Source organism: Nitrosomonas sp. Is37 (assembly GCF_033063275.1).
Classification (GTDB): Bacteria; Pseudomonadota; Gammaproteobacteria; order Burkholderiales; family Nitrosomonadaceae; genus Nitrosomonas.
The window spans coordinates 22761-35290 of record NZ_JAWJYP010000005.1 but is presented as its reverse complement, the minus strand read 5'-3'; the positions used below and the strand labels follow the sequence as shown (position 1 = coordinate 35290).

General features: G+C 42.8%; 13 protein-coding genes and 1 tRNA gene. 5 read left to right on the top strand and 9 right to left on the bottom strand.

Going from position 1 to position 12530, the window contains the following annotated elements; all coding sequences use genetic code 11:
- Window positions 1-4: 4 nt before the first annotated feature.
- A complete protein-coding gene (gene ffh, locus R2Q26_RS03590) occupies window positions 5-1354 on the bottom strand; it encodes a signal recognition particle protein (RefSeq protein WP_317535009.1) in 1350 nt (449 codons plus the stop codon).
- 135 nt (window positions 1355-1489) lie between these two features.
- On the opposite strand from ffh, the gene R2Q26_RS03585 reads away from it, so the two are divergent.
- Complete coding sequence (locus R2Q26_RS03585) at window positions 1490-2335, top strand: inner membrane protein YpjD (RefSeq protein ID WP_317535008.1); 846 nt, start codon at window positions 1490-1492, stop codon at window positions 2333-2335.
- Between the two features lie 304 nt (window positions 2336-2639).
- Complete coding sequence (locus R2Q26_RS03580) at window positions 2640-3185, top strand: septation protein A (protein WP_317535007.1); 546 nt, start codon at window positions 2640-2642, stop codon at window positions 3183-3185.
- A 224-nt stretch (window positions 3186-3409) separates the two neighbouring features.
- Here the strand turns inward: R2Q26_RS03580 and R2Q26_RS15460 are convergent, their stop codons facing one another.
- The 7 genes from R2Q26_RS15460 to gluQRS all read right to left on the bottom strand — a co-directional run bounded on the left by R2Q26_RS15460 (window position 3410) and on the right by gluQRS (window position 7613).
- Window positions 3410-3595, bottom strand: a complete 186-nt coding sequence (locus tag R2Q26_RS15460; RefSeq protein ID WP_411182317.1) for a sigma factor-like helix-turn-helix DNA-binding protein — start codon at window positions 3593-3595, stop codon at window positions 3410-3412.
- A gap of 113 nt (window positions 3596-3708) precedes the next feature.
- The gene (locus R2Q26_RS03575) at window positions 3709-3876 is read right to left on the bottom strand and encodes a hypothetical protein (protein WP_317535006.1); all 168 of its coding nucleotides are present in this window, start codon (window positions 3874-3876) and stop codon (window positions 3709-3711) included.
- Window positions 3877-4226: 350 nt separating this feature from the next.
- A tRNA-Ser gene (locus R2Q26_RS03570) sits at window positions 4227-4314 on the bottom strand.
- Window positions 4315-4433: 119 nt separating this feature from the next.
- A complete protein-coding gene (locus tag R2Q26_RS03565; RefSeq protein ID WP_317535093.1) occupies window positions 4434-4715 on the bottom strand; it encodes a PAS domain-containing protein in 282 nt (93 codons plus the stop codon).
- A gap of 215 nt (window positions 4716-4930) precedes the next feature.
- Window positions 4931-5401 carry an SRPBCC family protein gene (locus tag R2Q26_RS03560; RefSeq protein ID WP_317535005.1) on the bottom strand — a complete coding sequence of 157 codons (471 nt, stop codon included), beginning with the start codon at window positions 5399-5401 and terminating at the stop codon, window positions 4931-4933.
- A 32-nt stretch (window positions 5402-5433) separates the two neighbouring features.
- A complete protein-coding gene (locus R2Q26_RS03555; protein WP_317535004.1) occupies window positions 5434-6597 on the bottom strand; it encodes an NAD(P)/FAD-dependent oxidoreductase in 1164 nt (387 codons plus the stop codon).
- 107 nt (window positions 6598-6704) lie between these two features.
- Entirely contained in the window at window positions 6705-7613 is a 909-nt protein-coding gene (gene gluQRS / locus R2Q26_RS03550) for a tRNA glutamyl-Q(34) synthetase GluQRS (protein ID WP_317535003.1), read from the bottom strand.
- Window positions 7614-7827: 214 nt separating this feature from the next.
- On the opposite strand from gluQRS, the gene mpl reads away from it, so the two are divergent.
- The 3 genes from mpl (at window position 7828) to R2Q26_RS03535 (ending at window position 11334) form a co-directional block, all read left to right on the top strand.
- Window positions 7828-9210 carry a UDP-N-acetylmuramate:L-alanyl-gamma-D-glutamyl-meso-diaminopimelate ligase gene (mpl, locus tag R2Q26_RS03545; RefSeq protein WP_317535002.1) on the top strand — a complete coding sequence of 461 codons (1383 nt, stop codon included), beginning with the start codon at window positions 7828-7830 and terminating at the stop codon, window positions 9208-9210.
- Window positions 9211-9475: 265 nt separating this feature from the next.
- Window positions 9476-10756, top strand: coding sequence for an ATP-binding protein (locus R2Q26_RS03540; protein WP_317535001.1), 1281 nt, complete (start codon window positions 9476-9478; stop codon window positions 10754-10756).
- Between the two features lie 38 nt (window positions 10757-10794).
- Window positions 10795-11334 (top strand): response regulator transcription factor, encoded by a 540-nt coding sequence (locus R2Q26_RS03535; protein ID WP_317535000.1) that lies wholly within the window; start codon window positions 10795-10797, stop codon window positions 11332-11334.
- 3 nt (window positions 11335-11337) lie between these two features.
- Here the strand turns inward: R2Q26_RS03535 and ribD are convergent, their stop codons facing one another.
- Window positions 11338-12459: a bifunctional diaminohydroxyphosphoribosylaminopyrimidine deaminase/5-amino-6-(5-phosphoribosylamino)uracil reductase RibD gene (ribD, locus tag R2Q26_RS03530; RefSeq protein ID WP_317534999.1), complete on the bottom strand. Its 1122-nt coding sequence runs from the start codon at window positions 12457-12459 to the stop codon at window positions 11338-11340.
- Between the last annotated feature and the right edge of the window lie 71 nt (window positions 12460-12530).

Here is a 12530-nt window from a genome sequence, read left to right as displayed (position 1 = left end):
GATACTAGCGCATCTGCGGTAGCATGCCTTTTACTGCACGCATCATCTTGGCCATGCCACCTTTATTGACCATTTTCATCATCTTGCGTGCCTGCTCAAATTGCGCGAGCAAGCGATTTACCTCCTGCACAGAGACACCCGAACCGGCCGCAATACGGCGTTTGCGTGACGCCTTAATGATTTCTGGTTTGGCACGCTCTTGTCGTGTCATGGCATTGATAATTCCTTCAGTGCGATTAATTATTTTATCGTCTACCTTCATATTCTGGGCTGCTTGCGTCAATTGATGCGGCAGTTTTTCCAACATTGCACTCATTCCGCCCATTTTTTTCATCTGCTGGAATTGCATTTTGAAATCATCAAGATCGAACCCCTTGCCTGATTTCATTTTTTTCATCAGCTTTTCAGCTTCTTTCTGATCTGCGCTACGCTGCGCTTCTTCAATCAGCCCCAATACATCGCCCATGCCCAGGACACGAGAAGCCATCCGGTCAGGATAAAAAGGCTCCAGTCCAGTCAATTTCTCAGCTACCCCGGTAAACTTGATTGGTTTACCCGTCACATGCCGCACCGATAAGGCTGCTCCTCCCCGTGCATCTCCATCCAGCTTGGTTAAGATAACACCCGTCAAAGGAAGCGCATCAGCAAATGCCTTTGCCGTATTGACAGCATCTTGCCCTTGCATTGCATCGACGACAAAAAGTGTCTCAATTGGTTTCAGCAGAGCCTCAAGTTCAGTAATCTCGTCCATCATTGCTTGATCAATACCGAGGCGACCTGCAGTATCGACGATCATTACGTCATGATGATGTTTGCGAGAATAATCCAGCGCAGCAGTACAGATTTCCGCTGGCTGTTGACCTGCTTTTACTGGGAAAAAGTCAGCACCAACTTGACTGGATAGCAGCTCTAACTGATCAATAGCAGCAGGTCGATAAATATCACAAGATACCAGCATTACTTTTTTCTTTTTATTATCTATCAGCCATTTAGCTAATTTTCCACTAGACGTGGTTTTTCCCGCACCTTGCAACCCTGCCATGAGAATAACAGCAGGCGGTACAGTGTTGAGGTTGAGATCCGCTTTTTCCCCTCCCATGATGGTCATGAGCTCTTGATGAACAACTCCTACTAATGCCTGTCCAGGAGAAAGACTTTCTATTACCTCCCGACCGATCGCTTTTTGTTTTACCCGCTCGATAAAATCCTTGATAACAGGTAAAGCAACATCAGCTTCAAGTAACGCCATGCGCACTTCACGCATTGCTTCCTGTATGTTACTCTCAGTTAATCTCGCTTCTCCACGCAGCGTTTTGATAACACCAGAAAGTCGACTCGTCAGATTATCAAACATATTTATTCCTCAAAAAATTGATGCTAATCACATAGCACCATAAAATGATAATTTCTCAAATTCTAATAATAACGCTTTGAATTTATACAAGTGCAAGGTAGACTGAATAAATCAGTTTTTAGATCTGTTTTATAAATGCTCAGCATTCTAGTTTATATTTCAGCTTTTTTGTTTTATACATTAGTTGGATGGTATTTCTGGCCCACCCGCTGGAAGAATCAACCCATCTCACCCAGTGCTGAAGTAAGTACCTCATCAATTGCCAAGGGAGAGCATTTCATCATGCTTGCCCCGCTTACACTTCATGGTCTTATACTTTATCAAACTATTTTTATAAATACTGGACTCAGTTTTGGTGTGGGTAATGCAATCTCATCGATTGTATGGCTGACTGCCTTGATTTACTGGTTCTCAGGTTTCTTTTCACGGCTGCGTGAATTACAGAATTTGATTGCACCGATCGCCATTGTGGCAGCAATAGCAGTATTATTGCCCTTGGCGCTTCCTTCACTGCGCCCCCTTGCCAACACTGAATTACCTGCATTTAAAGCACATCTGCTGGTCGCTCTGCTTGCCTATAGTCTGTTTACTATCGCAGCACTCCATGCGATCCTCATGACGATATTGGAGTATCGCCTTCACCATCCTGCCATGTCACGGGTATTGATGAATCTCCCACCCCTTCTCGTTATGGAAAAAATGCTGTTTCGCATTATCTGGGCAGGTTTCATACTCCTTACTTTGACACTTCTTAGCGGCATAATATTCTCACAAGAAGTTTTTGGCCAATCCGTAACATTTTCACACAAAACACTTTTCAGTTTTATCTCTTGGGGAGTATTTGCAGCCCTGCTTATAGGCAGGCATTTTTATGGCTGGCGTGGACGTACTGCTATACGTTGGACTTTAACCGGTTTTATCATTCTTCTGCTTGCTTATATCGGTAGTAAATTTGTGCTGGAAATTATCTTGCATCGGTAAAAACAAATTTGATTCAATTGCTCTTGATTAACATTCCAGTAAAACCAGTCTAACAACTGGCTGCGAGGAGGCTGGCTAGAGGATTATCAGGTTTGATTTAGAAGTGGAATAAGAGACTGCAACTGAGGAAAATAGGATAATACAAATGCATACATCTTTTATCTCTTAACAGCACGAAACCAAATTTGCGCTGTTGTATTAATCCTGCATTACTCAAGCTTGACCAGAATAGCGATGAGACATAACAACTCAAGCATAATTACTGCGATAATAACTTCTCCAACTACACTACTGACACCATTTTATGAAGTTTCTTTTTGATCTCTTTCCAGTAATCCTTTTTTTTATTACTTTTAAAGTTTATGGCATTTACGCTGCAACTGCAGTAGCCATTGCCGCCACTTTTGCGCAAATCGGCTGGGTATGGTTCCGTCATCATAAAGTCGACAACATATTATGGATAAGTCTCGTGATCATTGTCATTTTCGGCAGTGCAACATTAATCCTGCAAGACGAGACTTTCATCAAATGGAAACCGTCAGTGCTTTACTGGCTGTTTGCCATCGCATTGCTCTTGGCGCAAGTGTTTTTTAAGAAAAATTTGATCCGTACCATGATGAAAGAACAGATCAAACTACCCGAGCAGATATGGGTTCACCTCAATACTAGCTGGGCAGCATTTTTTGCATCAATGGGTGCCGCCAATCTCTTCGTAGCATACAACTACTCTACTGAAACCTGGGTTAATTTCAAGATGTTCGGCTTTATGGGTCTGATGCTGGCTTTTGTTGTTCTGCAAGGATTATTACTGGGAAAATATATCGAAAAAAACGAGGATAAGGAAATATGAAATCCTGTTGTATTAGCAACAATCGTGGCTAACCAGAAAACAGCATAGGGGCATTAAACGCACCAGAGAGCAGCTCAACAAAGTATTTTTGCTCACTAACCCTGGAAAATAGGACCGCCGATACCTTAACACCTGGCTCAGATAGTTGCGGCTTAAGCTATTAAAAATAATCGATTGATGGATCATTTTAATAAGCGAAATGAATAAAACAATAACAATTATTTCTATTCCTTAGTACATGGTTGGGGAGCGTTTCTGCAATGATTCATAGCTTCATGTATGAGGATATATACTAATGAAGTCGAAATAGCTAATTCATCGGCAATCATCCGATGGCTATACCCTTCTATCTCATAAAGCTCAAACATCCGCTTGGTACGTTCCGGGAGCTTAGCCAGCGCCTGGGCAATTAACGCAATATGTTGTCAATTAATCGCATGAGTTTCAGGTGATGCTGATGGAGCCGCTGCCGTCCAGATCGACCGATGGTGAGTGCCATGGTGACGTAAGCATATATTTATGCTTACGGCGCAGTCAGCTCCCTCAATGGAGCCTTCAATAGCCTGGTGTTGCCCCTATCAACAGCAATTGCATACAGATTTTCATCAATGAGATTGCCAACCGTTACCCTGGTGATAGTATCGTTATGATCCTTGATGGCGCCAGCTGGCATAAAAACAAGGATTTCCATTTGCTTGAGGACATCCGTTTATTATTCCCCTATCGAATTCATCTGAATTGAATCCGCAGGAACATCTTTGGGATGAACTGCGAAAAAATACTTTCATAACCGCGTGGTTGACAGAAAGTATAATTGGCTGGGATTGGATTATTAATGCAGTTTTTAGTACAAATAAGTATTTTTAACTAAAAAGCTCAAAGTGGCAGGGTTGTTCCAATTTTATGCTTGATTGTAGCACTTACACCGCGTTTATCCGGTAGCGTCCGCTCCTATCCAGCACTAAAAGATGCGTAAAAAGCTGCGTAGAATCTGATTAAATTATAATTACTATTTAATTTCAATTAATTATATCAAACTCATGGCGGAAGCGGTGAGATTCGAACTCACGAACGGTTGCCCGTTGCCGGTTTTCAAGACCGGTGCAATCGACCACTCTGCCACGCTTCCGATCACTGACTGCATCACATGCAGGGATAGTTGATGCTGGGTAATGCTACACATCAGACAGCCTTGAATGATACCTTTTTAGGATCAGTTTTTCCAGCAGAACCCACCATATATATTAATTATTTTCTTATTGTAGCGAGCTTCTCAGTTAATCGCTTGATCTCTTCCTCAGCGCGTCGCTGTTGCGTCACGTCGTATTGTACGCTCAGATAGTAAAGGATATTGCCGTGAGCATCAAACAGAGGAGTGAAGGTCAAATAGTTGTAAAACATTTCGCTATTTTTTCTGTAATTTCTGAGCGTGATTTCAATAGGTTGTTTATTTTCAATGGTTTCTTTCAACTGATATCGCTCTTCCTGGTCACGATTAGTGCTCTGCCGTAAACGACAATTTTTCCATATTGTTTCTTCTTGGCTATAACCTCTTATTTTCTTAAACGCTTTATAGACATAAACCAGGGGATAAATCCTCTAGATCAGGGCCAGCCAATGTGATGCCATTAACACATGAATCAAGAATTTTGGATAATACTGTTGGAATCAACCCAAAGTCTTTCTCAACGATAAAGTCCAATTTTTCTCCAAAATTTTTATAGCTTGGCAGGTCACAAGGTTAATTAAAACGAGTCAGCTTCTATTAGATGCTTGATGTTTCTGACTGTTCTTTCAGCACCATCCTGGATGGCTATATGTATAAGCTTCTCAAACGGTCTCATATGCAGCTCGAGGCTAAGCAACTCGAAAGTAAACGTGATTTGCGTAGCTGCTGGATCGGCTGGCTCCAATAAATAATCGCAACGGAAAGAATTAGATACGCCGTCGAAACAAATATGTATATGAGGTTCAAAGGTAATAATTCTAAAGGTAGATTCTGAGCGATTTCCTTGATCAACACGGACCTGCCGACATATAGTTCCCAATCCTAGCGGACCCTCGGTCAGTTTCTCCAACTCATGCACTTCCGGCGACCACCTTGGGTAATTAGCAAGCAGCTCAGTACCGATAAAATTGAAAATATGCTCCTCAGGCTTCTCAATTATTATGCTTGCCCTCCCCACGACCGCCTTATCGCTAGACAAATTAAACATAGCCCAGCCTCCTGCTTATTGTTATTGATATCTCAAATCAGATAAGTATCTATTCCTGTCAAAAGCAAATCATATTGTGCCTCTACAATTTCTTTAATAACCGAAGCTGCAATACCAGTTACCACATTATTCTCCACCGCCAACCAGCCAACTGCATCTGTCGATCCAAGGCTGACTACATAGCCTATATCATGATGCATATAAGGTTCAAGTATTTTGAGCAATCCTGAATGTCGCAAAATATTACGTGCTGCAAGCTTTCCTTTACGCACCGCTGATTGTGCGGTCAACGCGTTAGAGCCAAAAGATTGATAATGAGAGCAATCACCCGCAACGAAAATATGCGGTAATACCCGATGATTCACAATCACTTGTCCAAAGGCATTTGCAGTAAACTGGTTACCCTGCTGCTTGCCAGCAAATAATAGAGATAGACTGGAAGGAAGCTCATAGCGTCTGCCAGTATTCTTTTCTTCCAACAGTATGATGTTCTCCTGCTGTCCGCGGAAATAGGTATCTGGACAAAAATCGATTTCAAGCTCGGTCATACTCGATTGCACATAGTGAGCAAACCTATCAGGAAACTGTCTAAGCACCCGCTCTCCACTTTCAATCAAGCGTAGTTTGTTTTCAAATTTGTGGCGTTGAAGAAAATGCACAATCTCAAACAGAAACTGTATACCAGTGGCACCTCCTCCAATCACAGAAATAGGGTCTTTCCTGTCACCTTGCCCAGTCAGAAGTTTGCTTAGCAATTCTGAACCGGCAGTTTCCATAAAATCATTCAAATCCAGTATGTAGTCTGAATCATGATTGACTAAACCTTTTGCGGGTGCTCCAGTTGCAATCAACAGATAATCAAATGGCAATGAATGATCATCAAATGTTATGCATTTATCATTCTGCCATTGCTGCAGCGTTACTTCATCGGGCATGAGTTCAGCACAAACATGGCGACAGCCAAATCGTTGCCCAAGCGCTGTAAAGGGCACGAGAAAATCAGATAAAGGATAACGGAACGTTTCTTGAAGATGTGTGATCTTGAGATGATGCATCCGCGGATCAATAATCGTGATTTCTGCATCTGGCATATATTGCACGAGCGTTGTCAGTGCAGCGATTCCGGCATAACCTCCACCTACAATGACTATCTTTAACTGTTTGCGAGCAGGTATATAAAATGGCAGAAAAGCCACATATTCTCCTTATTTTCCTGAAATGATGCTATTACCTACATTAGAGCAAGAAGCATACCTAGCGTAGCATGAAAAAGCCATAACCATGGTATATTTAGAATGATCATTCACGGTTCATTAATAAAATGGCTTCCTTTAGGTATTTTTTCTGCTTGCCAATGAGCTAGCGCCCATTGCCAGAAGGAATTTATATCGCCCTCAACTAACTCATCAGGTGGATTCTGGCCAAGAAAACGAAGTGTTGCAACCAGTTGAGGGAGTGGTTTAGTTAGATCAATGGGTGCCGCCTGTGTTTGCTTACTCAGCTTTTCTCCTTGCTTATTCACTACAACGGGCAAATGTAGATAGGCAGGAGTTTTATAGCCTAGCAGCTTCTGTAGATAAATCTGACGCGGAGTTGAATGAAGTAAATCAGCACCCCGCACGACATGAGTAATCCCCTGCCAGGCATCATCCACCACTACGGCTAATTGATAGGTATAAATACCATCGGCCCGACGCAAAACAAAATCACCGATTTCACTTTCTACACATTGATGAACCTTTCCTTGCAAATTATCTACAAATTCAATCTGGCTGTTTTCGGTTTTGACTCGCAGCGCATGGGGACGATCAGCATGATTGCTAGGCAGACCATTACGACAACTTCCGGAATAAACAGGACCTTCCACACCTCTCATGGCGGAATCAGCAATTTCTCTGCGCGAACAAGCACAAGGATAAATTAATCCATTTTTATTAAGCTTAGTCAGTGTGGTTTGATAAGCAGTATGACGCTGACTTTGATAGACAACTTCACCATCCCAATCCATTCCAAGAGATTCAAGCGCATGCAATATTTGCCGGGATGAATCAGGAATAACACGCGTTGAATCCACATCTTCAATCCTGACCAGCCATTCACCATTATGAATTCTTGCTTCAAGATAACTTGCTACTGCAGTCACTAATGAACCCAAATGCAAGGAACCTGTCGGTGATGGAGCAAAGCGCCCACGATAAACTGATAATTGCATAGGATGATGAATAATCAGCACTCAGTTAGTGTTGAGGATCTAGCTGATAGCTCATTACTTTCAAAAGTTTATTTTATAAAAATGCTTTTAGCTGTTAGAAAGTAATCCACTAAAATCTTCCTGTTAAGCTTAACAAGTATAATTTAAGCTTCAAAGTAATAAACTAGTCATTCAAACAAGTCAATTCGTCAATTTTTCTTCAAGAAGGTATACGGTGCATATTCATATCCTCGGTATTTGCGGTACATTCATGGGCGGCCTTGCTGTACTGGCGCGCGCGTCTGGTTATAGAGTCACAGGTTGTGATGCCAACGTCTACCCACCCATGAGCACTCAACTGATTTCTCAGGGAATCGAATTGATTGAGGATTACGCTCCCCAGCAGATACAACTGAAGCCAGACCTGTTTGTGATCGGTAATGCCATTTCACGTGGCAATCCCTTAATGGAGGAAATCTTAAACAGGAATTTGCCTTACACCTCCGGCCCCCAATGGCTTTCGGAACATATTTTGAGAAACAAATGGGTGCTAGCGGTGGCAGGCACTCACGGGAAAACAACGACGAGTTCGATGCTAGCATGGATATTGGAATATGGTGGGCTAGCCCCAGGCTTTCTCATTGGCGGCATACCAGAAAATTTTGGAATCTCTGCACGATTAGGCGCAGAAAGTAGGCATCATCCAGATTGGCAAGAATCCTCTTCATTTTTTGTAATAGAGGCTGATGAATACGATACGGCCTTTTTCGACAAGCGCTCCAAATTTATCCATTATCATCCCAGAACTGCAGTATTAAATAATCTTGAATTTGATCATGCTGATGTCTTTCCTGATCTAGCCGCAATTCAACGACAATTTCATCATTTTGTAAGAACCATTCCTGGCGATGGATTAATTGTTTCCAATGGTCTCGAAAAAAGCTTGCAGCAGGTACTTGCCCAAGGTTGCTGGACACCTATTGAGAAATTTGGTGTTGACGAGGGGTGGTGCGCCAAAACCTTGACTGAGCAAAATATCGAAATTGTTTACCAAGAGAAATCTTATGGAATACTGCAATGGGATTTATTGGGAGAACATAATCGCATGAACGCACTGGCCGCCATTGCAGCAGCTCGTCATGCTGGCATTCCTCCTGATATTGCCATTGCCGCCTTATCACAGTTCAAGAATGTCAAACGACGAATGGAAATACGTGGCGTAGTTAATGGCATCACAGTATATGACGATTTTGCGCATCACCCTACTGCGATTAAAACGACCTTAAATGGTTTGCGCCATAAAGTAAGCAATGCGCGGATTATCGCTGTCTTAGAACCACGCTCCAACACGATGAAAATGGGCATTTGGAAAGACAGTTTGGCAGCAAGCCTTGAAATAGCAGACCAAATTTTTTGTTATACCAATCAGTCAGAGTGGGATTTACAGACAGCTCTCAGCCCCTTGGGGAAAAAAGCCAGTGTGCATTATGAGATGACCCAGTTAATCAACGCCATTGTGGCTACTGCTCGCCCTGCTGATCATGTCCTCATTATGAGTAACGGTGGTTTTGGCGGAATACACGAGAAGCTAATGAAGTCTCTAGCCAATCCTCATTGACAAAAGTCCTAAAAAAAGCATTAACCATAGCGCATTCTTTTATCAAAATTTTTGAGCATTTCACGACCCGGATAGTCTAATTTCATTTCCAAATCAAACATGACGCAAGAGCGAGCCGCAGACAGTATAAATAATACGGCGGAGAAGCCGACAAAGTCAGGTTTGATTTAGAAAATGGAATAAGGTGTGACAATTTGTCACATAGCCTAAATTTTTAATTTGCGCTAATGTTGTATCAAAAAGAAATTCCAGATGAGTCATTTTAATGTTTAATATTCTTCATCAGTCACCGCTTAGCAAGAACTTGCAAAGACTATTTCTTTTAAGAAGTATCGCAATTGTCGCGCAATGCATCCTATTTGCTCTGGTATATTCAATCATTGAATTAGATGTGCCGTGGGAAAAGATGATCATCGTAGTGGTAATACTCACCATCCTCAATTTTTTTACCTGGGTTCGGCTCCATCATACCTTTCCCGTTTCGAATCTTGAGTTTTTTGCCCAATTGCTAGTTGATATTTTTGCTTTAACCGCATTACTCTATTTCACTGGCGGCTCAACTAACCCTTTTATCTCGCTCTACCTGCTGCCCCTTACCATTGCCGCAGCCATTCTGCCATGGCGTTATACTTGGGCGATCGCAGGAATCACGATTACTTGTTATACCATTCTTCTGTTTGAATATATCCCATTGCCCCATGACCACTCGGGCGATCATAGCACGCATCTGATGGAGTTCAATCTCCATATTTCAGGTATGTGGTTGACTTTTGTGTTAAGTACTCTCTTGATTGCTTGGTTCGTTGTCAAAATGAGTATTTCCATTCGCGATCGTGACAAGAATCTCGCTCAGGCACGAGAGCAAGCATTACGCAACGAACAAATCATTGCGCTAGGCACGCTGGCTGCGGGCGCAGCACATGAACTGGGCACCCCCCTCTCAACGATGGCGGTCATTGCTGGAGAGCTGCAGCAAGAATATCTTCAGAACGAAGAATTCCAGAATAATATCCGTATCTTGCGCAATCAAATTACTCATTGCAAGCAAACCCTGACGCAGCTACTCGCTAAAGCGGGGCAAGCACGAACAGAAGACGGAAATAGTCAGTCGGTTGATTATTTTCTAAAACAGGTACTTGATAAATGGCAACTCATTCGCCCTTCGACCAAATTCAGTTATCAATGGCATGGGGTCCAACCTGCTCCCCTTATCATGAATACGCAATTACTGAATCAGTCCATCCTGAATTTACTGAACAATGCTGCAGACGCCTCAACTGATCAAGTCAGAATTAAAAGCAATTGGGATCAGCATACTCTGAATCTAGAAATCCATGATGACGGGGAAGGTTTGACTGGAGAAGCAGCTCAACGCGCAGGGGAGGCATTTTTTACCAACAAGGCGTCCGGTCAAGGGTTTGGGATTGGTTTGTTTCTCGCCAACGCAAATATTGAACGTTTCGGTGGTAATGTACGCTTGTTTAATCATCCGGAAGGTGGCGCTTGCATCCATGTCACGCTTCCCCTGATTCCTAGAATTACTTAACTGCTCTTCCACTAAGTCAGCACAAAGAGGTAAATTTTATGACCGGGCCCATTGAGCATCCAAGTTTACTCATTGTCGACGACGATCCAGTTTTCTGTGATGTGCTAGCTAAGGCAATGACCAAACGAGGATTTGATGTCACCTACACACACTCCATTGCATCTGCCTTGGAAAAAGTCGAATCCATCATGCCTGAATACGCGATTATCGACCTCAAACTATCGGATGAGTCTGGATTAATACTCGTTGATAAAATAAAGAAACTAGATCCTGGAACTCGGATCGTCATGTTGACCGGTTATGCTAGTATTGCAACCGCAGTTGAAGCGATCAAGCTTGGTGCTACCCATTATCTAGCCAAGCCAGTTGATGTTAATGACATTATGGCAGCTTTTGAGCGTACCAGCGGTGATACTGAGGCACCGATAAGCTTGCATCCGTTATCAGTTGGACGTCTGGAATGGGAATATATCCATCGTATCCTGACTGAAAATAATAATAATATTTCCGTTACCGCAAGAATTTTGAATATGCATCGCAGAACCCTGCAACGTAAGCTTGCTAAGAAGCCAGTTTAAAATTTAATCATATTGCTCAAGACTGGAGAATTTTGCAGTTACCCGAATATCTTGTCCAATCATACGAAAATCAGTTAATTCAAGCTTACGCTTATCGGATAGCTTGGTCAGTATCGGTAAATTCAACATGCCCTGTGCTTTATCACCAAGCAGACAAGGTGCAAGATAGATGATTAACTCATCCACTAATCCTTCTTGCACCAGCGCGCCAGCCAAAGTACTCCCTGCTTCCACGAGCACTTCGTTGATCTCAAAATCTGCTAATTTAGCCATTAGCTGAATCAGATTCACTTTGCCGCCAACTCCCGGCATAATGATTACTTTCGCTCCCTTTTCTTCCAGCGACTTTTTTCTGTTCTCATCTTGCACAGCAGAGAAAATCAATACCTTTCCTCCATGTAACAGCTTTGCATTAGTTGATATCTCGAGTCGGCTATCAATGACTACACGCAGTGGTTGTCGGGAAGTCTCAACATGGCGGACTGTTAATTGTGGATCATCCTTTTTTACTGTGCCCACACCTGTTAAGATTGCACAAGAAAGAGCACGTAATCGATGCCCGTCCAAACGAGCTGCCTTGCTAGTAATCCATTGGCTTTCACCATTCTCCAATGCAATCTTTCCATCTAGACTCGCAGCTATTTTTAATCTTACCCACGGCCGATGGCGAACCATGCGAGAAACAAAGCCAATATTAAGTGCCCTTGCTTGTTCCTCCAACAAACCGGATTGCACCATGATGCCTGTCTGCCTTAACATTGCTGCACCACTTCCTGCTACCAAAGGATTCGGATCCAACATCGCGATAACGACCTTCGCCACACCCGCATTGATTAGCGCCTGTGCACAAGGGGGGGTACGCCCATAATGGCTGCATGGCTCCAATGTTACATAAACGGTAGCATTTTCGGCTGTACCATCCGTAGCATAAAGTGCATTGATTTCAGCATGCGGTTGGCCAGCACGTTCATGCCAGCCACTGCCTATTACTCGATTATTTTTAACAATGACACAACCTACCCGGGGATTTGGACTGGTTGTGTATAAACCTTTTTCTGCAAGCTTTAATGCTTGAGCCATAAAGGCATAATCAGTTGAGGAAAAAATTGGGGAATCTCCGAGCACAAATAGATCCTGAATGCACACACTACTTTAAACTGACGATCCTGGTCGTTATTGGAGCACTGGATTGGAGT